This is a genomic window from Sphingobium fluminis, assembly GCF_037723805.1.
Lineage (GTDB): Bacteria > Pseudomonadota > Alphaproteobacteria > Sphingomonadales > Sphingomonadaceae > Sphingobium.
In genome coordinates this window covers 227553-250603 of sequence record NZ_JBBJUK010000003.1, presented here as the reverse complement: position 1 = coordinate 250603, position 23051 = coordinate 227553, and the positions used below count along the sequence as shown (strand labels likewise).

Here is a 23051-nt window from a genome sequence, read left to right as displayed (position 1 = left end):
TGTCGAGATCTGGCCATTCTGACTATGCAATCGTCATGCCTACCACTCGTCCTGCACGTCTCCTTCGAGTCCTCCGCCATCTGGCGCCGCTGGCCCTGCTTCCGCTAGGCGCGTGCAACTGGGTGGTCATGAGCCCGGCCGGCGATGTCGCCATGCAGCAACGGGACATCATCATCATCTCCACCGTGCTGATGCTGCTGATCATCCTGCCGGTGATGGCGCTGACGATCTGGTTCGCCTGGAAATACCGCGAAAAGGCGCAGGCGAAGGATTATGATCCGGACTGGGACCATTCCACGAGCCTTGAACTGCTGATCTGGTCCGCTCCGTTGCTGATCATTATCGCGCTTGGCGGCATCACCTGGAGCAGCACTCACCTGCTCGATCCCTATCGCCCCCTCGAACGGCTCGATGCGCAGCGCAAGGTGACCCCGACGACGAAGCCGCTGCGGGTCGAGGTCGTCGCGATGGACTGGAAATGGCTGTTTATCTATCCCGACCTCGGTTTCGCGACGGTCAATGAGCTGGCCGCGCCTGTCGACCAGCCGATCGAATTCAAAATCACCGCCTCCACGATCATGAACAGCTTCTTCGTGCCTGCGCTCGCGGGGCAAATCTACGCGATGCCAGGCATGCAGACCGTGCTCCACGCCGTCGCAAACAAGCCGGGCGATTTCGAGGGCCTGTCCGCCAATTATTCGGGCGCAGGCTTTTCGCATATGCGCTTCCGCTTCAAGGCGATGGACCGGGCCGAATTCGATGGGTGGACAGCGAAGGCGCGCGCGAGCGAGGCCGTGCTCGACCGGGCGACTTATGTGAAGCTGGAACAGCCGAGCGAAAAAGTGCCGCCGATGCTGTTTGGCCGGGCGGAACCCGGCCTTTTCCACGCTGCGCTCAACATGTGTGTTCAGCCCGGCAAGCGCTGCATGGACGACGTCATGATGACCGACATGCGTGGCGGCGCAGGTAAGAACTCCGCACGCGACACCAGCGGCCTGCGCCACGACGGCACGATCGACATCGGTGGTTTTCACGCGGTCGAACCCAGCAAGAAAGGCGAGATCGCCCAGCCCGCCGGCATGACCCCGGCTGCAAAGCGCACGCCAGCGGCGCAGGGCCATGAAGCGCCCCACCAAAAGGACGCCGACGGGCATATAGGACATAATGGTGAGTAAGCATGGCGCCATCCCGTTCTCCTGCGAAAGCAGGAGGCCAGGGTGCAGAGGCACTCATGCCCACCTTGGACTCCTGCTTTCGCAGGAGAACAGGCTTATGGCCGATCCCCTTTTCATCACTTCCCACCGTCCGAGGCCCTGACGCCCATGTCTCCCCATCCCGCCTCCGAAAATAGCGGCATCTGGAAATTCATCTTCGGTCGCCTCGACTGGAGCGCCATTCCGTTTCACGAACCGATCCTGCTCGGCACCTTCGCCATGGTCGCGATCGGCGGCGTGATCCTGCTCGGGGCGATCACCAAATATCGCCTCTGGGGCTGGCTGTGGCGCGACTGGTTCACGACCGTCGACCACAAGCGCATCGGCATCATGTATATGATCCTTGGCCTCGTCATGTTCGTACGCGGCTTTGCCGATGCGATCATGATGCGGTTGCAGCAGGCGATGGCGTTCAACGGCTCCGAAGGCTATCTCAACGCCCATCATTACGACCAGATTTTCACGGCGCATGGCGTCATCATGATCTTCTTCGTCGCTATGCCGATGATCACGGGCCTGATGAACTATATGGTCCCGCTCCAGATCGGCGCGCGCGACGTTAGCTTTCCCTTTCTCAATAATTTCAGCTTCTGGATGACGACAGCGGGGGCGATCATCACGATGATGTCGCTGTTCGTTGGCGAATATGCGCGCACCGGCTGGCTCGCCTATCCGCCGCTGTCGGGCATCGCCTATTCGCCGGGCGTGGGCGTCGATTATTATATCTGGGGATTGCAGATAGCGGGCATCGGCACGCTGCTATCGGGCGTCAACCTGATCGCGACCATCGTCAAGATGCGGGCGCCGGGCATGACGATGATGAAGCTGCCGATCTTCGTTTGGACCTCGCTCTGCTCCAACATCCTGATCGTGGCGGCCTTTCCGGTGCTGACCGCCGTGCTCGCGCTGCTCAGCCTCGATCGCTATGTCGGCACCGCCTTCTTCACCAACGACATGGGCGGCAACCCCATGATGTATGTGAACCTGATCTGGATCTGGGGCCACCCGGAAGTCTACATCCTCATCCTGCCGCTGTTCGGCGTCTATTCCGAAGTCACCTCGACCTTCTCGGGCAAGCGGCTCTTTGGCTACACGTCGATGGTCTATGCGACGGTCGTCATCACGATCCTGTCCTATCTCGTGTGGCTGCACCATTTCTTCACCATGGGATCGGGCGCCAGCGTCAACAGCTTCTTCGGTATTACGACAATGGTCATTTCGATCCCCACCGGCGCAAAGATCTTCAATTGGCTCTTCACCATGTATCGGGGCCGCATCCGCTTTGAACTGCCGATGATGTGGACGGTCGCTTTCATGCTGACCTTCGTCGTCGGCGGCATGACCGGCGTGCTGCTCGCGGTGCCGCCCGCCGACTTCGTGCTGCACAATTCGCTGTTCCTGATCGCGCATTTCCACAATGTTATCATTGGCGGCGTGCTGTTCGGTATCTTCGCGGCGATCAACTATTGGTGGCCCAAGGCGTTCGGCTTCCGGCTCGATCCGGTCTGGGGCAAGCGCAGCTTCTGGCTGTGGGTCGTGGGCTTCTGGGTCGCCTTCATGCCGCTCTATGTGCTGGGCCTGATGGGCGTCACCCGCCGGATGCGCGTGTTCGACGATCCGGGCTTGCAGATCTGGTTCCAGATCGCGGCGCTGGGTGCATTTATGATCGCCGCCGGTATCGCCTGCATGTTCATCCAGTTCTTTGTCAGCATCCGCAACCGCGAAGCGCTGCGCGATGTGACCGGCGACCCGTGGAACGGCCGCACGCTCGAATGGGCGACCAGCTCCCCCCCGCCCGATTATAATTTCGCCTTTACCCCCGTCATCCATGACGGCGACGCCTGGGCGGATATGAAGAAGCGCGGCTATCAGCGTCCGTTGTCCGGTTACGCGGCCATCCATATGCCGAGCAACACCGGGACCGGGATCGTCCTTGCGGGCCTGTCCATGGCCTTCGCGGTCGGCATGATCTGGTATATGTGGTGGCTCGCGGGCCTAAGCTTCGTCGCAATCCTTGCCACGGCCATTGGCCACACCTTCAATTACAAGCGCGACTTCCACATCCCCAAGGCGGATGTGGAGCGCATCGAGGGCGAGCGCACCCACGCCCTCGCAACGCAGGGCTGATCGGTCATGGCAAGCGCAAGCATCGTCGATACCGCTTTCCTTGACGCGGAGGGCAGGCCGCTCTTCCACCTCCCGCATGAGCCGCATCGTCCCGAAGGCTCCAGCACCATGCTGGGCTTCTGGCTCTACCTGATGAGCGATTGCCTCATCTTCGCCTGCCTGTTCGCGACCTACGCCGTGCTGGGCAGCAGCTATGCGGCGGGGCCGGGGCCGAAGGATCTGTTCGATCTGCCGCTGGTCGCGCTCAACACCGCAATGCTGCTCTTCTCGTCCATCACCTACGGCTTCGCCATGCTGGCGATGGAAAAGAACCGCAACGCCGCGACGCAAGGCTGGCTCGCCGTCACCGGGCTGTTCGGTCTCACCTTCCTCGGCATCGAACTGTATGAATTTCATCACCTGATCGTCGAGGGCGCGACGCCGATGCGTTCGGGCTTCCTGTCGGCCTTCTTCACGCTGGTGGGCACGCATGGCCTGCACGTCACCTTCGGCCTGATCTGGCTGGTGACGCTGATGGTGCAGGTCGCGAAAAAGGGATTGATCCCCGCCAACCAGCGCCGCCTGATGTGCCTGAGCATGTTCTGGCATTTCCTCGACGTCATCTGGATCGGCGTCTTTACCTTCGTCTATCTCATGGGGATGCTGCGATGAGCGCCGAGGACCATAGCGCGCACGGCCACGCCGGCGAAACCCACGGCCACGGCTCGATGGGCAGCTATATGATCGGCTTTGGCCTGTCGGTTTTCCTCACCGCTATTCCCTTCTGGCTGGTGATGAGCGGCGTGTTGGGCAGCCCGGAACTGACGGCGATGGCGATCCTCGCCTTCGCCTTCGTCCAGATCGTTGTCCACATGATCTTCTTCCTGCACATGAACACGCGCAGCCAGGGCGGCTGGACGATGATGGCGCTGATCTTCACAGTGGTACTGGTCGTCATCACCCTGTCGGGATCGATGTGGGTCATGTATCATCTCAATCATAATATGATGCCTCATGGCGATACGCAGGCCATCCACGACATGAGCCGGATGCCGTGATTTCAATGGAGTCCCGGCGCGGGGCGCAGGGCGGTCTTGCCGGCCTGACCCTGATCGCCGCGCTTTTGATCGGGGGCTTCGCCAGTCTGGGCGTCTGGCAAGTCCATCGCCTTAGCTGGAAGCGCGACCTCATCGCCCGCGTGGACGCACGCATCCATGCCGCGCCGGTCCCCGCTCCTCGCAGCGCCAACGCGTCCGACGAATATCGCCGCGTCGCCGCCAGCGGCCGCTTTCGCCATGACGAGGCCACGCTCGTGCAGGCCTCGACCGCGCTCGGGGCCGGCTATTGGGTGATGACGCCGCTCGTGACGGATGCCGGCTTTACGCTGCTCGTCAATCGCGGCTTCGTCTCGCCCGAGGCACGGCGCAGCTATGCAAGACCCATGGGCCAAGTCCACATCACCGGCCTGGTGCGCCTGAGCGAGCCGGTTGGCGGTTTTCTGCGCGCCAACGATCCCGCCGCGAACCGCTGGTACTCACGCGATGTCGCCGCCATCGCCACCGCCCGCCACCTCCCTGAACCGGTCGCCCCCTATTTTATCGACGCGAACGCAATGCAGGACGCCCTGCCCATCGGCGGCCTCACAATCGTCACTTTCCCCAACAGTCACCTGGTCTATGCGGTCACATGGTTCGCGCTGGCCGCGATGACGCTCGCCGCCTACATATATGCGATGTTCTCTGCCCGCACCCCTCCCAACCCATGATCGGCGGAACCCACTGGCTGCCCAGCCACTGGCCCGCCGATGCGGCCGGCCGCAAAAATATGGCGTTGCTGGTCCAACTGCGCTGGATCGCGATCGCGGGACAAGTCGTGACGATCTTCTTCGTCCATTTCGCAATGGGGATCCGCCTGCCGCTTTTAGCGATGCTCGTTGTCCCGTGCATCGCCATTGCCGTAAACCTTGCCAGCTTCACCATCCTGCGGCGGCGAACCGACATCGCCCATGCCGAAATCTTCCTCGCCCTACTGTTCGACGTGCTCGCCCTAACGGCGCAGCTTTACATGAGCGGCGGTGCAACCAATCCCTTCGTCTCGCTCTATTTGCTTCAGGTCGCGCTCGGCGCGGTGCTACTCGACCGCTGGAGCGTCTGGGGCATCGTCGGCGTCTCAGCTTTTTGCGCGGGGCTGCTGGCACGCTTCTACCGCCCACTCGGCCTGAGCGAAGCGCTGAAGGGGCGACTGTTCGAGCTTCACATTGCGGGCGCTTGGATCTGCTTTACGATGATCGCGGTGCTGCTGGTCCTGTTCATGACCCGTGTCACCCGCAATCTTCAGGCGCGCGACGCCTATCTCGCCAGCCTGCGGCAGCAAGCGGCGGAGGAGGAGCATATCGTGCGTATGGGCCTGCTCGCCTCCGGCGCCGCGCATGAGCTTGGCACGCCCCTCTCCTCGCTGGCGGTAGTGCTGGGCGACTGGCGGCGTATGCCTGAAGTCATGGCGCATCCGGCGCTGGTCGAAGAGATTGGCGAGATGGAGGCAGAGGTGCGCCGCTGCAAGGCGATCGTCACCGGCATCCTGCTTTCTTCGGGCGAAGCGCGCGGCGAAGCGCCGCAGGTGACGGACGTCGGGGATTTCATCAGCGGCATCGTCAGGGACTGGCGCTCGGCGAACCCGGCAACGCCGCTCCATTGCGATTTCGGCCCGCACGAATATCCCCGTCTCGTTGCCGATCCGGTGATCCGTCAGGCGATCGGCAATCTGCTCGACAACGCGCGCGAGGCGGGTGCGACCCGCATCGATCTGCTGATCGGACGCGACAGCGCCTCGCTCAATGTCGCGGTCCGCGACAATGGGCAGGGCTTCAGCGACGACATGCTCGCCGATTTCGGCAAGCCCTATCGCAGCACCAAGGAGCGACAGGGTGGCGGGCTCGGCCTGTTCCTGGTCGTCAACGTGGTGCGCAAGCTTGGCGGCAGCGTCAGTGCCAGCAATGGCGCGGATGGCGGCGCAATGATCCTGCTGCGCCTGCCGCTCGCCATCCTTGCGCTGGAGGACCCTGCCGATGTCGCCTGATCGCCTGCTCGTCATCGTAGAGGATGACGAAGCCTTCGCCCGCACGCTCAAACGCTCGTTCGAACGGCGCGACTACCGCGTGCTGACCGCCGATAGCCGCGACGCACTCGTGCAATTGCTCGCCGAGCATGATCCGGCCTTCGCCGTCGTCGACTTGAAACTGGGCTCGGGATCGGGACTGGTCTGCGTGCAGGCGCTCCACGCCCATGATCCCGAGATGGTGATCGTCGTACTCACTGGCTTTGCCAGCATCGCGACGGCGGTGGAGGCCATCAAACTCGGCGCGGCGCATTATCTCGCCAAGCCGTCCAACACCGACGATATAGAAGCAGCGTTCGCGCGCGCGGCCGGCGACCCGTCCACACCGCTTGCGCCGCGCCCGACATCGATCAAGACCCTCGAGTGGGAGCATATTCACGAGGTTCTGGCCGACAGCGGATTCAACATTTCCGAAACCGCCCGCAGGCTCGGCATGCACCGCCGCACGCTAGCGCGCAAACTCGCCAAGCGGCAGGTCGGTTGACCGGGCTTTTGCGGTCTGCCATGGACGGCGACAGGCGGGTGTAGCTCAATGGTAGAGCTTTTGCTTCCCAAGCAAGTGACGAGGGTTCGATTCCCTTCACCCGCTCCATTGTGATCTCCCGGGAACGATAGTGGCGTAATGGCGTTTGCCTTTGGCAAACATGCGTCGAGGGTCGGGGATTTTAATGACAGAAGCGGTGTCAAGCCGGACAAGCGACCGCTTTGAACTTCTGGTGCAAAGCGTAACCGACTACGCCATTTACATGCTCGATCCGACCGGGATCGTCGTGAGCTGGAATGCGGGCGCGCGCCGGTTCAAGGGCTATGAAGCCGACGAAATCATCGGCCAGCATTTTTCCCGCTTCTATTCGCCTGACGATCTCGCCGCGGGCATTCCCGCGATCGCCCTGCGGACGGCGGAGACCGAAAATCGCTTCGAGGCCGAAGGGTGGCGTGTCCGCAAGGATGGCACGCGCTTTTGGGCCAATGTCGTCATCGATCCCATTCGCGATTCCCAAGGCACGCTGATCGGCTTTGCCAAGATTACCCGGGATCTGAGCGAAAGGCGCGAAGCCGAGGAGGCGCTCCGCAGCAGCGAAGAACGCTTCCGCCTGCTGGTGCAGAGCGTCACGGATTATGCCATCTACATGCTCGATCCGGTTGGCACGATCACCAGCTGGAATGCCGGCGCGGAACGGTTCAAGGGGTATAAGACCGAAGAGATACTGGGCCAGAATTTTTCCCGCTTCTATTCCGAGGAAGACCGGCTTGCCGGCATCCCGTCTCGCGCATTGGAAACCGCCGAGCGCGTGGGCCGCTTCGAGGCGGAGGGATGGCGCATCCGCAAGGACGGGACGCGTTTCTGGGCGAACGTTGTCATCGATCCCGTTCGCGATCCGCAAGGAAACCTGATCGGGTTCGCAAAGGTCACCCGCGATCTGAGCGAACGGCGTGAGGCGCAGCAGGCGCTGGAAGAAGCGCGCGAGGCCATTTTCCAGGCGCAGAAGATGGATGCGATCGGCAAGCTGACAGGCGGCGTGGCGCACGACTTCAACAATCTGCTCGCGGTCATCGTCGGCAGCCTCGACCTCGCCCGGCAAAGGCTTGAGACCGGCGCCGACATCACCCGCTATCTCAACAATGCCATGGCGGCGGCGGAGCGGGGCGCGACCCTGACGCAGCGAATGCTCGCTTTCGCGCGCAAACAGGAACTCAAATTGACGAGCGTCGATTGCATCGCATTGGTCCGGGACATGGCCGATCTGCTTCAGGCGACACTGGGAGCGGGCGTTGCGATCGAAACGCGCTTTCCCCTGACGCTCAGCCCCGCCTATGCAGACCCGGCGCAGCTTGAACTGGCGGTGCTCAATCTCGCCGTCAACGCACGCGATGCGATGCCGAACGGCGGGCATATCATGATCGAGGGCGTCGAAATCTCGCCCGACGACTGCCCTCGCCTGAAATTGCCGGTGGGCCGTTATGTTCAACTTTCCATCTCCGACCGTGGCGAGGGGATGGACGCCGACACGCTGGCACGGGCGCGCGAGCCGTTTTTCACCACCAAGGGCATAGGCAAGGGCACGGGACTCGGTCTCTCCATGGTGCATGGCTTCGCCGAACAATGCGGTGGCGCGCTGCACATTGCCAGCACCCCGGGCGAGGGCACGACCGTGTCCCTTCGCCTGCCGGTTGGAGCCGCACCGGCCGCGCAGGAAGCCGCGACGCTCATGAAGATGTCCCACCCAAGCGACAGCCCGCTGGTCATCCTGGCGGTCGACGACGATGATCTGGTGCTGACGAATACCGCCGGCCTGCTGGAGGATTTGGGGCATACCGTGTTTCAGGCCGAATCGGCAGGTCATGCCCTGTGCATGCTCGATCAGGGCGATTTTGATGTCGTCGTGACCGATCACGCGATGCCGGGCATGACCGGCGCGCAGCTGGCCGACATAATTGAGGAAAAATGGCCGGGTATGCCAGTCATAATAGTTACGGGCTTTGCCGAACTACCGCCCCAGGCCGTCAAGCGGCTCCGGCTCGACAAGCCTTTCAAACAATCGGATCTGTCGGCCATGTTATCGAAAGCGATGAACGCCGCCAAAGTGGAGTCGCCGCCCTTCAATCCTGCGGGTCCCGGTGCCGGCTGAGCCACATTGGCGCAGTTCCTGGAATTCTTCCTTGCAAGGACAGCGCGCATAGCCAATGGGTTGGCGACTTCCCCCGTGACGAGCAGCAGCACCGCATGGACACCGCGCCGACGCCGACCTCGCATTTCTTCACGTCCCTGCGGACCCGTCTTCATTATCTCGACTGGGGCAATCCCTCGGCACCGACACTGATTCTGGCGCATGGCGGATTCGACCATGCACATAGCTGGGACAGGGTGGCCCGCGCTTTCGCCGCAGATTTTCACGTAATCGCGCCGGACCTACGCGGTCATGGTGACAGCGACTGGTCTACCGATGGCGGCTATTCCGTTCACAATTCCGTCTATGATCTGGCGCAGCTTGTGGAACTCATGGACCGATCGCCCGCCCGGATCGTCGGCCATTCGTTCGGCGGGGCGGTCGCATTGCGATATGCCGCGCTGTTTCCCGAACAAGTTGCCAAAGTCGCCGCGATCGAAGGGCTGGGCCTTTCGCCCAAGCGGCTGGAAGAAAACGCAAAAACCGCCGCGCCCGACCAGTGGCGTGAGTGGCTGGAGGGTCGCCGCTCCAGCGCTCGTCGGCTACCCCGCCGCTATCCGACGATTGAGGCGGCCGTCGCCCGCATGCGCGAACGCAACGACCATCTCTCGCTGGAACAGGCGCTTCATCTGACGGTACATGGCGTAAACCGGAACGAAGACGGCAGCTATAGCTGGAAATTCGATCCCTATTTTCACGGCCAGCCCGCCTTCGGCGGTGTCGAGGAAAACCTGCCCGACTTCTGGCGACGGATCATTTGCCCGACATTACTGTGCCTTGGCCTCGACAGCTGGGCCTCTAATCCGGCGAAGGACGGTCGGATGGCGCATTTTCCCGACGCCAGGCTGGTCGAGTTCGCCGATGCCGGCCACTGGCTGCACCATGATCAGTTCGATCGCTTCGTCGCCGAGCTACGCGCCTTTCTCTAAACGGTTGTCGGAGCACAGCGCCGCAATGGCGGCGTGATATTCGAATCGCAATTGTGCGATGAAGGCGGCGGCGGATTGGACCTTGTCGATCGCGCCGATCCCCTGTCCCGCCCCCCACACATCGCGCCAGGCCTTCGCGCCGCCGCTGAGCGTAGTAAAGTTCATGGCCGAGGCCCGCGGCAGCGTATCTGGGTCAAGCCCTGAAGCAACGATGCTGGGCCGTAGATAATTTCCATGAACGCCCGTAAACGCATCGGAATAGATGATATCAGCGGCGCCACTGTCCACGATCATCTGCTTATAGCCTGGCTCTGCATTCGCCTCCTCGGTCGCGATGAAGGGCGATCCCATATAGGCGAGGTCCGCACCCATCGCTCGGGCGGCCGCAATCGATCGTCCCGTCGCGATCGCACCCGATAGCGCCAGCGGACCATCGAACCAGGCGCGGATCTCCTGGATGAGGGCGAAAGGAGACAATATCCCCGCATGACCACCGGCCCCGGCCGCTACCGCGATCAGCCCGTCCGCGCCCTTGGCGATCGCCTTGCGCGCGAAGCGATCGTTGATGACATCGTGCATCACGATGCCGCCATAGCTGTGCACGGCCGCATTCACATCTTCGCGCGCGCCCAGTGATGTGATCACGATCGGCACTTTATGGCGGACGCACAGCGCCAGATCCTCCTCCAGCCGCGCATTGCTCTTGTGCACGATCAGATTGACGGCGAACGGCGCGTCGGCCGATGTCAGTGCGTCGCCAATCTCCTGAAGCCAGGTTTCAAACGTGCCGGACGGACGCGCATTGAGCGAAGGAAATGCCCCGACGATCCCTGCCCGGCACTGGGCGATGACCAGTTCGGGATGAGAAATCAGGAACATGGGCGAACCGATCAACGGCAGCGACATCCGGCCTTCGAGCAATGCGGGCAAAGTCATCGGTCACTCCATCGATAATGAAGTAAGCGCGCTAACATTCCCCGGGGCCTTGAAAAAGCCTAAACCAGACTGCATTGATCGGCTGATACAGTCGGCGGAGGGGGCTGGACAGGAGCAAGATCATGTACAGCGAAGGCGATCTTCAGGATGCCGTAAGGGCAGGCGCTATTTCAGCGCAAGCGGCTCAGGCACTGCGCGACCATATCGCAACGCTCCGCACGAGCCCTGCCGTCGATGAAGAACATTTCCGCCTGCTCACCGGCTTCAACGATATTTTCGTGACGATCGCATCGATCATCCTGCTGGTGGCGGTAGGCTGGCTTGGCAACGGCATCCGATTCGGCGCGTCCGACAACCTGCCGCCGATCGCGCCGGGCCTGCTCGTCGCCGCCTCAAGTTGGGGCCTCGCCGAATATTTTACCCGCCGCCGCCGCATGGCGCTCCCGTCCATCCTGCTGCTCGCCGGCTTTATCGGCGGCATCGCCTTCGCGCTGTTCGCTCTGTCTTCGCAGATCTTTCCCCATGCGGGAGAGCGCGGCGGATCGCTGATCCTGTCGGGCGTCGCACTGCTCACTGCGATCGCGGCGCTGCTCCATTGGCGGCGATTCATGGTGCCGATCACAGTCGCTGCCGGCGCTGCAGCGGCCGCAAGCGTCTTCGCCGGCCTAATCCTCGCCGCCTTGTCCGATCGCAGCATCGATCCCTTCCTGCTGCTGCTCGCCGCCGGCGTCGCGATCTTCGCATTCGCCATGCGCTGGGACATGTCGGATCGCGCCCGCACGACCCGCCGGTCGGACGTCGCCTTCTGGCTTCACCTCACCGCCGCGCCGATGATCGCCCACGCGCTGTTTCAGCTTTTGGGCGTATTCGACGGCAAGGATATCGGCATTGCCAAAGCGCTGATGGTGATCGCGCTATACGTCGCGTTCGGCCTCCTCGCCCTCGCGATCGATCGACGGGCGCTGCTCGTTTCGAGCCTCGCTTATGTGCTTTACGCGCTCTACGCCCTCTTCCGGCAAGCCGGGGCCGTCGAACTATCCGCCGCCTTCACGGCGCTGGTGATCGGATCGTCGCTGTTGCTGCTGTCGGCGCTGTGGCACCGGGCGCGTTCGGCGGTCTTCCGCCTGCTTCCCGCCCCGCTCACCGAACGCCTGCCCTATCTCGACCGCACCGCGCCGTGACTGCTACTGATCGACGATCCGCAACAATTTGCGCTCGACCGGGGCGAGCACGCCCTGCAATTCCTGCCCCCGCTTGAGGATCGCACCGTTCTCGCCGATCAGCGCCCACATGCCCTGGCGCTGGCGCAAGGCGGGGCGCTTTTCGATCCGATATTCGGGCCGCTCGGCGGATCTGCGAAACGCGGAAAAGATCGCCGCCTCGTGCCCGAGATCGATCGCATAGTCGCGCCAGTGGCCGGCCGACACCATGCGGCCGTAAAGATCCATGATCCGTTGCAATTCCAGCCGGTCGAACCCGGTCTGTCCGCTTTGGCGTGCCGAGGAAGGAAACGGCGTCACATTGGACATCAGGCGCGGCCACGCTCCTCGATCAGGGGCCCACTATTTTCGGCTGGCTCCGCCGGCTGGCGCTCCTCCAGCAATTGAATCAGCCGCTTGCGTAACTGTTCAACCTCGCTCTGAAGCGATTGCAGCTTCTGGATCTCGGGATCGTAGCAGTCGGTACAAGGCGTGCCATAAGGCAGGAATTCGCGCTGATAGGCCGTGACGTCGACCAGCATCTGCCGCGCGGGAATACCGACCATCGTCGCACCTTCGGGCACATTCTTGGTGACGACGGCATTGGCGCCCACCCGCGCCCTGGCACCGACATGGATGGGGCCCAGCACCTGCGCGCCCGATCCCACGATCACGCCATTGCCCAGCGTCGGATGCCGCTTGCCGGCAATGCCATTGGCTGGATCGGTCCCCCCGAGCGTCACATTCTGATAGAGCGTGACATCGTCCCCGATCTCGGCCGTTTCGCCGACCACGGTAAAACCATGGTCGATGAAGAACCGCTTGCCGATCCGCGCGCCGGGGTGGATGTCATTCCCGGTCAGGAAGCGCGACAAATGGTTGACCGCCCGCGCCAGGAAATACAGCCGCGCCCGATAGAGCCGATGCGCCACGCGGTGAAACAGGAGCGACCAGACGCCGGGATAGAGCAATATCTCGGCGCGGGACCGGGGCGCGGGATCGCGGGACTTGACCGAATCCAGATAGGCAATGACGTCGCGCAGCATAAGCGCCCCTAAAAATTCCGCACCTCGAACGCTTTAGATAATCGCAAAGCGACGAATTTTCCAGTCGCCGAATATTTCGGCTTTATGGGATGAAACAGAAAATTTTCGCGCTACCCCCGCTATACCTATCGCTGAGATAGACAATCAGGATAAGGCCACGGCATGATTGACCTGTTCATCGCTCATTTCAGTGAAATCCTGCCCTTCATCCTGATCGGGTTCGGTGCGCAGATGGTCGATGGCGCACTCGGCATGGCTTATGGCGTCATTTCCAGCACTCTGCTCCTTGCCCTGGGCGTACCGCCCAGCCGGGCGTCCGCCAGTGTCCACGCCGCCGAAACCTTCACGACGGGCGTCTCGGCGATCAGCCATATCCTGCACAAAAATGTCGACTGGAAACTGTTCGCAAGGCTGATCATCCCCGGCGTCATCGGCGGCGTCACGGGCGCTTATGTCCTGTCCCATATCGACGGGACATTCATCAAGCCGTTCATCCAGGCCTATCTGGCCACGATCGGCGTCTATCTCATCTGGCGCGGCTTTCATTTCCCGCCGCACAAGCGCGATCCCAAATGGGTAACGCCGCTCGGTCTGTTCGGCGGCTTTCTCGACGCGACCGGCGGCGGCGGCTGGGGGCCGGTGGTGACCTCCAATCTGCTGCTCCAGGGATCGAGCCCGCGTCACACCATCGGCACGGTCAACACCGTTGAGTTCATCCTGACGACCGCGATCAGCCTTACCTTCCTGCTCCATCTGGGGTGGGAGACGTTCACGACCTACACCGTCGGCCTGCTGATCGGCGGTGTCGTCGCGGCACCGTTCGGGGCGATGCTCGCCCGTCACGTCGCACCCAAGGTCCTGCTAGTATCGGTCGGCATCGTGCTCACGCTGACCTCTTTCTACGGCATTTCCAAATGGTTTTGATTATTGGATAGGTCGCTTATATAGGGATTTCTAATCGAGGAAGCCGATCAATGTCCAACTACCTGCCCACGCTCAAGCAGATGCAATATCTGGTTGCGCTCAAAGAGCAGGGGCATTTCGGCAAGGCGGCGGACAGTTGCTATGTAACGCAATCCACGCTGTCCGCGGGCATTCGAGAGCTGGAATCGCTGATCGGCGTGACGCTTGTCGAGCGCACGCGGCGGGTCGTGCGGTTCACGGCCCTTGGCGACCGGATAGTGGAAAAGGCGCATCGGGTTCTGCGTGAGGCTGAAGAGCTGGCCGCCATCGCCCAGGCGTCCGGCAAGCCGCTGACCGGCGAATTGCGCATGGGCGTGATCCCGACCATTGCGCCGTTCCTCCTCCCGCGCCTGCTGCCCCGGCTGCGCGCCGACCGGCCCGAACTCAAACTTTACCTGCGCGAGGAAACGACGCAGGCGTCAATCGATTCGCTTCGCCACGGCAATGTAGACTGCGTGCTGCTGGCGCTGCCCTTCGCGACCGGCGAGCTGGACAGCGAGATATTGTTCCGCGACCGGCTGTTCGTGGCCTTTCCGCGCGACGATCCGCGCGACCCGCCCGAATGGATCGGGCCGGACATGATCGATGAAAGCAAGCTGCTGCTGCTGGAAGACGGCCATTGCCTGAAAGATCATGCACTTGCCGCTTGCAATCGGCCAGAACTGCGCGCCAGCACGACGATGATGGGAACGTCGCTGCATACGCTCGTCCAGATGGTCGACAATGGCCTGGGCCTCACCATGCTACCCGAAATGGCGATCGCGGGCGGCATTCTCGACAATACGCATATCGCGGCGCGCCCGCTCCGGTCGGACCGCGCCTTCCGCGAGATCGCACTCGTGTGGCGCAAGAACAGCCCGCGTGAAAAGGAATTTCATCTGCTTGCCGGCATTTTGCGCGATGCGGCCGACGGGTCGGGGCCGAAAGCGGACGCGGCCTGAGCGTCAGTCGCGCCAGCTATCCGCTTTCGCCTCATCCTCCGCCTTCGCGTCGACCCAGCGGGGCGATCCTTCCGCAAAATGCTCCTTCTTCCAGAAGGGCGCATGCGATTTCAGCCAGTCGATCAGGAAGGCGCAGCTTTCGAGCGCCGCCGTGCGGTGTCGCGACGCCGTGCCTACGAACACGATCCGCGCGCCCGGCTCGAGCCGGCCATGCCGATGGATGACCCGCACGCCGATCAGCGGCCAGCGCGCCATGGCTTGCTCGACAATGCGTTCGACCTGACCCCGCGTCATCGCCGGATATTGCTCCAGCTCCAGTGCGATCAGCCCGCCCTCGCCCCGCACGACCCCGGTAAAGCTCGCCACCCCGCCGCCACCGAGCGCTTCCAGCGCGGCCAGTTCAGCGCCGACGTCGAAATCTCCGGTCTGGATCGAAACCCGGCTCATCCGCCTGTCACCGGCGGAAACAGCGCGAGTTCGCGCGCATCGCCGATGACGCAGTTCATCGCCACGAATCGCTGGTCGAGTGCCGCGCGCAATCTCGACATGTCGCCGAACGCTTGCGCGTAGCCGCCACCCCGCGCGGCTAGCGCCGCTACGAGGTCGGCAACTGTCGCGTCCTCCGCGGGCCGTTCGATCGTCTCGCCATCCGTGCCGATCGCTTCACGCACCCACGCGAAATAGACGATGGAAAGGTCCGGCATGGCTCAGTCCATATGCCTGATGCCGACGCGTAGATAGTCCCACCCGGTCAACAAAGTCAGCATCGCTGCTGCCCACAAAGTCAGGATGCCCACGGTCTGCACGAACGCGAAATGCGGCACCGCGCCCGCCAGGATCAGCGCGCCCAGCGCCACGATCTGAAACGTCGTTTTCCACTTGGCGAGGCGCGATACCGGAACAGACACTTGCAACCCGGCGAGAAATTCGCGCAGCCCCGACACCGCGATCTCGCGCAGCAAAATGATCATGGCGGCGATGATGTTAATGCCCGCAATGTCGCGCGTCGCGGCGAGCATCAATATGACTGCGCCCACCATGATCTTGTCGGCGATGGGATCGAGAAATATACCGAGCTTCGATACTGCGCCCTGCGCGCGCGCCAGATAGCCGTCGAAATAATCGGTAATGCCCATCAGGCAATAGAGCGCGAAGGCCAGCGCATAGCCCGTCGTCCAGCGCGCGCCGACTTCGGCAGGCCACAATAAAGCCACGAGCAACGGCACCGTGACGATGCGCGAAAGCGTCAGCAGGTTGGGCAGCGTCAGCATCCCGGCGAACTGCCACAGTCCGCGAGCGCGCACAAGCCGGCCGCAACGATGTGCGCAGATGATGGCCAATGGAAGGTTGGACACAACGACCGGCAGCCGCTAGACCGCGCACCGGCTCCACAGGCAAGAAGACCCATTCGCGCATGCAGGCCTCACTCAGGCTCCTGAACAAACGGCGTTTTCTGCCGCTCTTCATCACCCAGCTCCTCGGCGCGTTCAACGACAATCTGTTCAAGAACGCGATGGTCCTGTTCGTGGTGTATCAGGTCTATAATGACGAAAAGTCCGAAACCTGGTTCAGCGCGCTCGCGACTGGTGTGTTCATCATTCCCTTTTTCCTGCTGTCGGCTCTATCGGGCCAGATGGCGGATCAGCGCGACAAAGCGCTTATCATCCGATGGGTGAAGGCCGCCGAAATCATGATCATGACCGTCGGCGCTATCGGTCTGGCGCTCATCTGGGGCGGGGTCGCCATCCATAGTTTCGCCATCCCCCTGTTGCTCTTCGCGCTGTTCGCGATGGGGGTCCATTCGACCTTCTTCGGCCCGATCAAATATGCGATACTGCCCCAGCATCTCCATGAGGACGAAGTGCTCGGCGGCACCGGCCTCGTGGAAGCCGGCACCTATATCGCGATCCTCGCAGGCACGATCCTGGCGGGTGTCATTCCCGTCCAGATAGCGGCTTTCGGCATCGTCATCACCGCCTGCATCGGCTTCCTCGCCGGACGCGCGGTGCCGCCTGCGCCGTCGTTGCTCGAAAAGACGCCGATCGATTTCCACATCATCCGCTCTTCGGTCACCCTGGTGCGCGGCACGATGCACATCCGGCGGCTTTTTCTGGCCATCATGGCGATCAGTTTCTTTTGGGCGGTCGGATCGGTCCTGTTCATCCAGTTTCCGCCGCTGGTGAAGAATGTGCTAGGGGCGGACAAATCGGTCGCGAGCCTCTTCCTTGCCATTTTCTCGATCGGCATTGCCATCGGCTCGATCGCCGTCAACCGGCTGCTATGCGGCCATGTGTCGGCCCGCTACGCCCCGGCGTCGGTGATCGGCATGGGCCTGTGCATCGTCGCCTTCCACATCGTCTGCGACATCTGGCCCGCCGCGCCGGAGGGTAAGCTCATGACCTTCGCCGGCTTCCTCGCCCATCCGCTGGCGATCCCCCTTTCGGTCTGCCTGCTCGGCGTCGCGACCTTCGGCGGCATGTTCGTCGTGCCGCTCTACGCGTTCCTGACCACGACGGTCGAAAAATGCGAAGCAGCACGCACCGTGGCCGCGAATAACATCGTCAATTCAGGTGCTATGGTGATGGGGTCGCTGCTGGCGCTGGCTCTGACCGCCGCCGGCCTTTCGGTGGTCAATCAGCTGCTGCTGGTCGCCACGCTCTGCCTGCCCTGTGCATGGCTCGCCTGGCGCCTGCACAAAGCCTGCGATGGGCCGCCTATCAGCCGATGAAGCTGTAAAAAGCGGTGAAGAAGGCGCAGAAACTCAGCATGAACAGCTTCCAATCGTCGTCGTCCGAGGCAACGCGTCCCTTTTTCGGCGGGATCGCGTCTGAAGCGACGGTCAACACATGACGGGGCAGCCGCTGGCGAAACGGATGACGGGCGGATTCTGTCGTGAGGACAAGAGGACGAGTTCGCATAATGTGTAGGTTAACGCATTATTTACCATTTTTGCCACGCCTGAATCATGGTTAATTTGCCGCTGTCCCGGTGCGGGACAGGCTTGACCGTATCATCCGCATAATACAGTATGAATGAACCGATGATCGATCCTTCTTCCCCTGCCGATCTGTCCAGTCCTTCGGCGGTGTTCGGTGCCGGCCCGCCGAGCGCGTTCGCGCCGCCATCCCGATGGAGACGGGGTCTGCATCTTGCCGGATGGGCGGTCGCCGCCGGGCTTGCGCTGTTGATGGTCGCCATCGCCTGGCTCGCTATCACTGCGCCGCTCTCGCGCTCGCTAAAGCCAATCGCTCCGCCCAGCATCAGCCTGATGTCCAGCGACGGCCACCTGATCGCCCGGCGTGGCGCGATCATCGACAAGCCGGTCGCGATCGCCGACCTGCCCGCCCACGTGCCCCAGGCGTTCATGGCGATCGAGGACCGCCGCTTCTACAGTCATTGGGGCGTCGACCCGCGCGGCATCGCCCGTGCGCTATGGCATAATATCCGCTCGGACGGCGCGTCGCAGGGCGGCAGCACGATCACGCAGCAGCTTGCCAAGGGTGTGTTCCTGTCCGCCGACCGCACCGTCGGGCGCAAGGCGCGGGAAGCGCTGATCGCCTTCTGGCTCGAAGCATGGCTGACCAAGGACCAGATCCTCGAACGCTATCTGTCGAACGTCTATTTCGGCGACAATGTCTACGGCCTGCGCGCCGCCGCCCTTCACTATTTCAATCGCGCGCCTGAACGGCTTAGCATTCCGCAAGCGGCTATGCTGGCCGGTCTGCTCAAGGCACCCTCCCGGCTTGCCCCCACCAGCAACCCCGCCGGCGCGCGCGCGCGCGCGGCGCTCGTGACGCAGGCGATGGTGGATGCGGGCTATATCACGCAGGCGCAGCGCAACGCGCTCGCCCCCGCTCGCCTCAACGTCCATGAAACGCCCGATTCGACCAGTGGCACCTATTTCGCCGACTGGGTGCTGCCGCAGGCGCGCGACCGCGCCGGCTCTGTCTATGGGGCGCAGGAGGTCGAAACCACGCTCGACCGCCGCATCCAGCGGCTCGCCGAAAACGCGATCCGCCGCGCGCCGCTGGGCAAGGCGCAGGCCGCGCTCGTCGCGATGAAGCCCGATGGCAGCGTGGTCGCCATGGTGGGCGGCAAGGACTACCGCAAGAGCAGCTTCAACCGTGCGGCGCAGGCGCGTCGTCAGCCGGGCTCCACCTTCAAGCTGTTCGTCTATCTCGCCGCCTTCCGCGCTGGCATGACGCCCGAAGACATGATCGAGGACTCCCCGATCACCATCGGCAGTTATCGCCCGACCAACCATGGTGGCAAATATCGCGGGCTCATCACCCTGCGCCAGGCATTCGCCGCATCCAGCAACGTCGCGGCGGTGCGGCTGACCCAGAAGCTCGGCGTCGACGCGATTATCAAGGTTGCCCGTGACCTGGGCATCACCGCGCCGCTGACGCAGGATCTGAGCCTTGCACTCGGTACCTCGGAGATTCCGCTCGTCGAACTGGTCGAAGCCTATGCCGCAGTGGCGGCAGGCGCCTATCCGGTCGTCGCGCATGGCCTGCCGCCCGAAGAACAGGGCTGGTTCGCGCGCCTGCTCGACCGCCAGCGCCCCTTCAGCCAGGATCAATTGGCCATGATCCGCGATCTCCTGTCTTCGGCCGCCAACCGCGGCACGGGCAGCGCAGCGGCGTTACGCTCCAGCACCTTCGGCAAGACCGGCACGACGCAGGACAGCCGCGACGCCATTTTCGTGGGCTATGCAGGCGGCCTCGTGACGGCGGTGTGGATCGGCAATGACGACAACACGCCCTTGCCGGGCGGTGCGGCCGGTGGTGGCGTGCCGGCACGCATCTGGCGCAATTTCATGACCGGCGCGATCAACGAGCCGGTCGAACAGGCACCGGTGGAATCGCAGGACCCCGATCTGGTCAACGCGATCGCCAATGTCGCTATTGATACCGGCATTGGCAATATGTCGCTCGGCATCGATCAGGACGGCATGACGGTCAATATCGGCCCGGCGCAGATTCGCCTGCCGACCGATCAAATCCCCGCCGCGCCCGGCGCACCCCCGCCCAGGATCGCGCCAACGCAGGAAGAGACGGATCGCGACGAACCCTGATCAAAGTCGCCGACAAAGCTCGGGTGCCAGTCGGTGATGAAACTGAAACTGGTCTCCGCCAAGGGAACCGTAACCCGATGTCCTATCGTCCGACCGTCGCCTGCATTGCCTCAGTGTAGCGCGCGCCTACAATCTCGATCGCCGCCGCCGCGTCGCCTATCCCGGCCAGGTCGGTCTCGCTCAGTGGAATATTGGCAGCGCCGAGATTTTCTTCCAGCCGGTGCAGCTTGGTCGTTCCGGGAATCGGCACGATCCAAGGACGCTGGTGCAGCAGCCAGGCGATCGCGATCTGCGCCGTCGTCGCGCCTTTTTCCTGCGCCGTGCTGGCGAGCACATCGACCAGCGCCTGATTCTTCGCCATCGCATCCGGCGTAAAGCGTGGCAGGCCTGCGCGCATATCACCCTCCTCGAACATCGTCGCCCCACTCATCGCCCCGGTCAGGAAGCCCCGACCCAGCGGACTGAAAGGCACGAAGCCGATGCCGAGTTCTTCGCAAATGTCGAGAATGCCATTGTTTTCGGGATCGCGTGTCCACAGCGAATATTCGCTCTGGATCGCCGCGACCGGCTGAACGGCATGCGCGCGCCGGATTGTCACGGCGCCGGGTTCGGACAGCCCGAAATATCGGACCTTGCCCTGCGCGATCAGGTCCGCCACCGCGCCTGCGACGTCCTCGATCGGCACGTCCGGGTCGACGCGATGCTGGTACAGCAGGTCGATCGTCTCGATACCCAGACGCCTGAGCGACGCTTCGGCGACCTCGCGAATATGCGCCGGCCGGCTGTCGAGTCCGGGAACCTGATTGCCATTCCCGATCCGAAACCCGAATTTCGTCGCGATAACCACCTGATCGCGCAGCGGCCTCAGCGCCTCGCCGACCAGTTCCTCGTTGATGAAAGGCCCGTAAATCTCGGCTGTGTCGAAGAAGGTGACGCCCCGGTCCGCTGCTGCGCGGATCAGGTCGACGCCCGCCGACTTGTCGGGCGCAATGCCATAGGCCGAACTGAGCCCCATGCAGCCAAGACCGATGGCCGAAACCTCCAGCCCGCTTTTTCCCAGTGGCCGCTTGTCCATAACTGATCTCCCTGCGCATCCGCTGCCATAGATAGGAAGGAGCGAGACCGGCGTTAGACCATGAACGCCGTTATCGTCTTTTAATCGGTCAGATGGCCTGCCCGGCGGCCCATCCGCTTGCCCAGGCCCATTGAAAATTATAGCCGCCAAGCCAGCCCGTCACGTCCACCGCCTCGCCGATGGCATAGAGGCCCGGCATGCGAGTCGCCTCCATGGTGCGTGAGGAGAGGTCTGCAGTCGAGATCCCGCCCGCTGTCACCTCCGCCTTGGCATAGCCCTCGGTCCCGTCCGGCATAAACGCCCAGTCGCCCAGCCGCGCCCCCGCCTGCCGCAGCGCCTTGTCGGCGAGGTTCGCCAGGTCCCCCTGCAACGCGAGCCGCTCCAGCAAAGCGTCGGCCAGCCGCTCCGGCAATGCTTGGGCCAGCGTCCGGCGCACGCTCGCTCGCGGGCGCTCCTGCTTTTCGTCTGCCAGCCATCCACCATCACGGTCTGGCAAGAAATTGACGCTGATCGAGGTTCGATGCTGCCAATAGGAGGAAATCTGCAACATCGCCGGGCCGGAGAGCCCCCGATGCGTAAATAAGGCCGCCTCGCGAAAGCGCGTTTTGCCCCAGCGCACTTCGACGTCTGCCGACACGCCGGAGAGCGAGGCGAACAGGGCATCATCCGGCCCCAGCGTCAGCGGCACGAGCGCCGGACGCGGCTGCACTATCGACAGGCCGAACTGCCGCGCGACATCATAGGCGAAACCGCTCGCGCCGATCTTGGGAATGGAAGGCCCACCGGTCGCCAGCACCAGCGCGGGCGCATGACAGTCTTGCCCGGTTATCGTTACCCGATATTGCCCGTCGCCATGCGCCACGTTCGTCACCGGCCGGCCCAGCGCCATCGTCACGCCGACGCTCGCACATTCTTTTTCCAGCATCGCCACGATCTGCGCGGCCGACCCGTCGCAGAATAGCTGCCCGAGCGTCTTTTCATGCCAGGCGATGCCGTGACGCTCGACCAGCGCGATGAAATCCTCCGGCGAATACCGCCCCAACGCCGACTTGGCGAAATGCGGATTGGCCGACAGGAACCTGTCGGCGGCGGTGTATATATTGGTGAAATTGCAACGCCCGCCGCCTGAAATGAGGATTTTCTTCCCCGGTTCATCGGCATGATCGACCAGCAATATGCGTCGACCGCGCGCGCCGGCGATCGCGGCGCACATCATGCCCGCCGCCCCCGCGCCCAATATGATCGCGTCGTAAGTCTGCCCGGCCATCAGGGCAACCGCTTGAGGCGCACCAGCGCCTCGTCCAGCGCCGACAGGAAGCGCGAGCGATCGGTCTTCGAAAAACGCGGCGGCCCGCCGATCGCGTCGCCCCCCGCGCGCAGATCGGCCATGATCGCGCGCGTCGCGATCGCGCTGCCAATCGAACTGGTGGTGAACGGCTTGCCGTTAGACCCGATCACCGCCGCCCCGGCTTTCAGGCACCGGTCGGCCAGCAGGATGTCGGCGGTGATGCACACGGTTCGCGCATCGGCCCGTTCCGCGATCCAGTCGTCGGCCGCATCGAACCCGTCGCTCACCACAACCCGGTCGATCAGGTCGTGCGCGGGCACGCGAATCGGGCTGTTGCTGACGATCGTCACCGGCACGCCATGGCGGAACGCGACCTTGTAGATCTCATCCTTCACCGGGCAGGCATCGGCGTCGACGAAAATGCGCATAGGTTGAAAGGCTCCGATTAAGGCTCACGCGGCGATAGGCGCGCCCGCATCGGCGCACAATGGCCG

At 63.1% G+C, this 23051-nt stretch carries 24 protein-coding genes and 1 tRNA gene; 15 read left to right on the top strand and 10 right to left on the bottom strand.

Translation table 11 applies throughout. From position 1 onward, the window contains the following. Nucleotides 1-35 precede the first annotated feature (35 nt). The 10 genes from cyoA (at nt 36) to WG907_RS10435 (ending at nt 10032) form a co-directional block, all read left to right on the top strand. Entirely contained in the window at nt 36-1175 is a 1140-nt protein-coding gene (gene cyoA, locus WG907_RS10480; protein WP_340232720.1) for a ubiquinol oxidase subunit II, read from the top strand. Nucleotides 1176-1322: 147 nt separating this feature from the next. Further along, a complete protein-coding gene (gene cyoB / locus WG907_RS10475) occupies nt 1323-3341 on the top strand; it encodes a cytochrome o ubiquinol oxidase subunit I (protein ID WP_340232719.1) in 2019 nt (672 codons plus the stop codon). Between the two features lie 6 nt (nt 3342-3347). After that, nucleotides 3348-3992, top strand: coding sequence for a cytochrome o ubiquinol oxidase subunit III (cyoC, locus tag WG907_RS10470; protein ID WP_340232718.1), 645 nt, complete (start codon nt 3348-3350; stop codon nt 3990-3992). Next, nucleotides 3989-4378: a cytochrome o ubiquinol oxidase subunit IV gene (cyoD, locus tag WG907_RS10465; protein WP_340232717.1), complete on the top strand. Its 390-nt coding sequence runs from the start codon at nt 3989-3991 to the stop codon at nt 4376-4378. Before cyoC ends, cyoD begins: the two co-directional genes overlap by 4 nt. A gap of 5 nt (nt 4379-4383) precedes the next feature. Beyond that, entirely contained in the window at nt 4384-5085 is a 702-nt protein-coding gene (locus tag WG907_RS10460; RefSeq protein WP_340232716.1) for an SURF1 family protein, read from the top strand. After that, a complete protein-coding gene (locus WG907_RS10455; protein ID WP_340232715.1) occupies nt 5082-6395 on the top strand; it encodes an ATP-binding protein in 1314 nt (437 codons plus the stop codon). The genes WG907_RS10460 and WG907_RS10455 overlap by 4 nt, the downstream gene beginning before the upstream one ends. Continuing rightward, the gene (locus WG907_RS10450) at nt 6385-6918 is read left to right on the top strand and encodes a response regulator transcription factor (RefSeq protein WP_340232714.1); all 534 of its coding nucleotides are present in this window, start codon (nt 6385-6387) and stop codon (nt 6916-6918) included. The genes WG907_RS10455 and WG907_RS10450 overlap by 11 nt, the downstream gene beginning before the upstream one ends. Nucleotides 6919-6952: 34 nt before the next feature. After that, a tRNA-Gly gene (locus tag WG907_RS10445) sits at nt 6953-7026 on the top strand. Between the two features lie 76 nt (nt 7027-7102). After that, entirely contained in the window at nt 7103-9064 is a 1962-nt protein-coding gene (locus WG907_RS10440) for a hybrid sensor histidine kinase/response regulator (RefSeq protein WP_445326801.1), read from the top strand. 95 nt (nt 9065-9159) lie between these two features. Next, complete coding sequence (locus tag WG907_RS10435) at nt 9160-10032, top strand: alpha/beta fold hydrolase (protein WP_340232712.1); 873 nt, start codon at nt 9160-9162, stop codon at nt 10030-10032. On the opposite strand, the gene WG907_RS10430 is transcribed toward WG907_RS10435, so the two are convergent. Further along, nucleotides 10015-10968 carry an NAD(P)H-dependent flavin oxidoreductase gene (locus WG907_RS10430; RefSeq protein WP_340232711.1) on the bottom strand — a complete coding sequence of 318 codons (954 nt, stop codon included), beginning with the start codon at nt 10966-10968 and terminating at the stop codon, nt 10015-10017. The genes WG907_RS10435 and WG907_RS10430 overlap by 18 nt on opposite strands. 122 nt (nt 10969-11090) lie before the next feature. Between WG907_RS10430 and WG907_RS10425 the strand changes: the two genes are divergently transcribed. Then, nucleotides 11091-12149 carry a hypothetical protein gene (locus WG907_RS10425; RefSeq protein WP_340232710.1) on the top strand — a complete coding sequence of 353 codons (1059 nt, stop codon included), beginning with the start codon at nt 11091-11093 and terminating at the stop codon, nt 12147-12149. A gap of 3 nt (nt 12150-12152) precedes the next feature. On the opposite strand, the gene WG907_RS10420 is transcribed toward WG907_RS10425, so the two are convergent. Together WG907_RS10420 and epsC are read right to left on the bottom strand one after the other, a co-directional pair. Then, nucleotides 12153-12497, bottom strand: a complete 345-nt coding sequence (locus tag WG907_RS10420; protein WP_340232709.1) for a DUF2794 domain-containing protein — start codon at nt 12495-12497, stop codon at nt 12153-12155. Further along, nucleotides 12497-13213 (bottom strand): serine O-acetyltransferase EpsC, encoded by a 717-nt coding sequence (gene epsC / locus WG907_RS10415; protein WP_340232708.1) that lies wholly within the window; start codon nt 13211-13213, stop codon nt 12497-12499. The genes WG907_RS10420 and epsC overlap by 1 nt, the downstream gene beginning before the upstream one ends. A gap of 162 nt (nt 13214-13375) precedes the next feature. Between epsC and WG907_RS10410 the strand changes: the two genes are divergently transcribed. Beyond that, a complete protein-coding gene (locus WG907_RS10410) occupies nt 13376-14137 on the top strand; it encodes a sulfite exporter TauE/SafE family protein (RefSeq protein ID WP_340232707.1) in 762 nt (253 codons plus the stop codon). Nucleotides 14138-14187: 50 nt separating this feature from the next. Continuing rightward, nucleotides 14188-15117, top strand: a complete 930-nt coding sequence (locus WG907_RS10405; protein ID WP_340232706.1) for a hydrogen peroxide-inducible genes activator — start codon at nt 14188-14190, stop codon at nt 15115-15117. 3 nt (nt 15118-15120) lie between these two features. On the opposite strand, the gene WG907_RS10400 is transcribed toward WG907_RS10405, so the two are convergent. The 3 genes from WG907_RS10400 to pgsA are packed head-to-tail and all read right to left on the bottom strand — an operon-like array spanning nt 15121 to nt 16388. Next, entirely contained in the window at nt 15121-15564 is a 444-nt protein-coding gene (locus WG907_RS10400) for a molybdenum cofactor biosynthesis protein MoaE (RefSeq protein ID WP_340232705.1), read from the bottom strand. Beyond that, the gene (moaD, locus tag WG907_RS10395; RefSeq protein WP_340232704.1) at nt 15561-15821 is read right to left on the bottom strand and encodes a molybdopterin converting factor subunit 1; all 261 of its coding nucleotides are present in this window, start codon (nt 15819-15821) and stop codon (nt 15561-15563) included. The genes WG907_RS10400 and moaD overlap by 4 nt, the downstream gene beginning before the upstream one ends. Nucleotides 15822-15824: 3 nt before the next feature. Continuing rightward, nucleotides 15825-16388 (bottom strand): CDP-diacylglycerol--glycerol-3-phosphate 3-phosphatidyltransferase, encoded by a 564-nt coding sequence (gene pgsA / locus WG907_RS10390; RefSeq protein ID WP_340233035.1) that lies wholly within the window; start codon nt 16386-16388, stop codon nt 15825-15827. A 143-nt stretch (nt 16389-16531) separates the two neighbouring features. On the opposite strand from pgsA, the gene WG907_RS10385 reads away from it, so the two are divergent. After that, nucleotides 16532-17845: an MFS transporter gene (locus tag WG907_RS10385; RefSeq protein WP_340232703.1), complete on the top strand. Its 1314-nt coding sequence runs from the start codon at nt 16532-16534 to the stop codon at nt 17843-17845. On the opposite strand, the gene WG907_RS10380 is transcribed toward WG907_RS10385, so the two are convergent. Then, on the bottom strand, nt 17835-18035 hold the full coding sequence (locus WG907_RS10380; protein WP_340232702.1) for a hypothetical protein: 201 nt from the start codon (nt 18033-18035) through the stop codon (nt 17835-17837). The two genes, WG907_RS10385 and WG907_RS10380, sit on opposite strands and share 11 nt — an antisense overlap. Before the next feature lie 110 nt (nt 18036-18145). On the opposite strand from WG907_RS10380, the gene WG907_RS10375 reads away from it, so the two are divergent. Beyond that, the gene (locus WG907_RS10375) at nt 18146-20194 is read left to right on the top strand and encodes a transglycosylase domain-containing protein (RefSeq protein WP_340232701.1); all 2049 of its coding nucleotides are present in this window, start codon (nt 18146-18148) and stop codon (nt 20192-20194) included. Nucleotides 20195-20276: 82 nt separating this feature from the next. Here the strand turns inward: WG907_RS10375 and WG907_RS10370 are convergent, their stop codons facing one another. The 3 genes from WG907_RS10370 to WG907_RS10360 form a co-directional block, all read right to left on the bottom strand. Next, complete coding sequence (locus WG907_RS10370; RefSeq protein ID WP_340232700.1) at nt 20277-21269, bottom strand: aldo/keto reductase; 993 nt, start codon at nt 21267-21269, stop codon at nt 20277-20279. Nucleotides 21270-21357: 88 nt separating this feature from the next. Then, a complete protein-coding gene (locus tag WG907_RS10365) occupies nt 21358-22536 on the bottom strand; it encodes a BaiN/RdsA family NAD(P)/FAD-dependent oxidoreductase (RefSeq protein ID WP_340232699.1) in 1179 nt (392 codons plus the stop codon). Then, nucleotides 22536-22985, bottom strand: a complete 450-nt coding sequence (locus WG907_RS10360) for a YaiI/YqxD family protein (protein ID WP_340232698.1) — start codon at nt 22983-22985, stop codon at nt 22536-22538. The genes WG907_RS10365 and WG907_RS10360 overlap by 1 nt, the downstream gene beginning before the upstream one ends. Nucleotides 22986-23051: the final 66 nt, after the last annotated feature.

Excerpts from the sequence above, each read along its gene's own strand:
- cyoD (WP_340232717.1), top strand. The coding sequence starts at position 3,989 with ATGAGCGCCGAGGACCATAGCGCGCACGGCCACGCCGGCGAAACCCAC.
- WG907_RS10435 (WP_340232712.1), top strand. The coding sequence starts at position 9,160 with ATGGACACCGCGCCGACGCCGACCTCGCATTTCTTCACGTCCCTGCGG.
- WG907_RS10380 (WP_340232702.1), bottom strand. The coding sequence starts at position 18,035 with ATGCGAACTCGTCCTCTTGTCCTCACGACAGAATCCGCCCGTCATCCG.
- WG907_RS10425 (WP_340232710.1), top strand. The coding sequence starts at position 11,091 with ATGTACAGCGAAGGCGATCTTCAGGATGCCGTAAGGGCAGGCGCTATT.
- pgsA (WP_340233035.1), bottom strand. The coding sequence starts at position 16,388 with ATGCTGACGCTGCCCAACCTGCTGACGCTTTCGCGCATCGTCACGGTG.
- cyoC (WP_340232718.1), top strand. The coding sequence starts at position 3,348 with ATGGCAAGCGCAAGCATCGTCGATACCGCTTTCCTTGACGCGGAGGGC.
- cyoA (WP_340232720.1), top strand. The coding sequence starts at position 36 with ATGCCTACCACTCGTCCTGCACGTCTCCTTCGAGTCCTCCGCCATCTG.
- WG907_RS10400 (WP_340232705.1), bottom strand. The coding sequence starts at position 15,564 with ATGAGCCGGGTTTCGATCCAGACCGGAGATTTCGACGTCGGCGCTGAA.
- WG907_RS10460 (WP_340232716.1), top strand. The coding sequence starts at position 4,384 with ATGGAGTCCCGGCGCGGGGCGCAGGGCGGTCTTGCCGGCCTGACCCTG.
- WG907_RS10430 (WP_340232711.1), bottom strand. The coding sequence starts at position 10,968 with ATGACTTTGCCCGCATTGCTCGAAGGCCGGATGTCGCTGCCGTTGATC.
- WG907_RS10410 (WP_340232707.1), top strand. The coding sequence starts at position 13,376 with ATGATTGACCTGTTCATCGCTCATTTCAGTGAAATCCTGCCCTTCATC.
- WG907_RS10360 (WP_340232698.1), bottom strand. The coding sequence starts at position 22,985 with ATGCGCATTTTCGTCGACGCCGATGCCTGCCCGGTGAAGGATGAGATC.
- WG907_RS10370 (WP_340232700.1), bottom strand. The coding sequence starts at position 21,269 with ATGGACAAGCGGCCACTGGGAAAAAGCGGGCTGGAGGTTTCGGCCATC.
- cyoB (WP_340232719.1), top strand. The coding sequence starts at position 1,323 with ATGTCTCCCCATCCCGCCTCCGAAAATAGCGGCATCTGGAAATTCATC.
- WG907_RS10420 (WP_340232709.1), bottom strand. The coding sequence starts at position 12,497 with ATGTCCAATGTGACGCCGTTTCCTTCCTCGGCACGCCAAAGCGGACAG.
- WG907_RS10455 (WP_340232715.1), top strand. The coding sequence starts at position 5,082 with ATGATCGGCGGAACCCACTGGCTGCCCAGCCACTGGCCCGCCGATGCG.
- WG907_RS10375 (WP_340232701.1), top strand. The coding sequence starts at position 18,146 with ATGAATGAACCGATGATCGATCCTTCTTCCCCTGCCGATCTGTCCAGT.
- WG907_RS10440 (WP_445326801.1), top strand. The coding sequence starts at position 7,103 with ATGACAGAAGCGGTGTCAAGCCGGACAAGCGACCGCTTTGAACTTCTG.
- WG907_RS10405 (WP_340232706.1), top strand. The coding sequence starts at position 14,188 with ATGTCCAACTACCTGCCCACGCTCAAGCAGATGCAATATCTGGTTGCG.
- WG907_RS10450 (WP_340232714.1), top strand. The coding sequence starts at position 6,385 with ATGTCGCCTGATCGCCTGCTCGTCATCGTAGAGGATGACGAAGCCTTC.
- WG907_RS10385 (WP_340232703.1), top strand. The coding sequence starts at position 16,532 with ATGCAGGCCTCACTCAGGCTCCTGAACAAACGGCGTTTTCTGCCGCTC.
- epsC (WP_340232708.1), bottom strand. The coding sequence starts at position 13,213 with ATGCTGCGCGACGTCATTGCCTATCTGGATTCGGTCAAGTCCCGCGAT.
- moaD (WP_340232704.1), bottom strand. The coding sequence starts at position 15,821 with ATGCCGGACCTTTCCATCGTCTATTTCGCGTGGGTGCGTGAAGCGATC.
- WG907_RS10365 (WP_340232699.1), bottom strand. The coding sequence starts at position 22,536 with ATGGCCGGGCAGACTTACGACGCGATCATATTGGGCGCGGGGGCGGCG.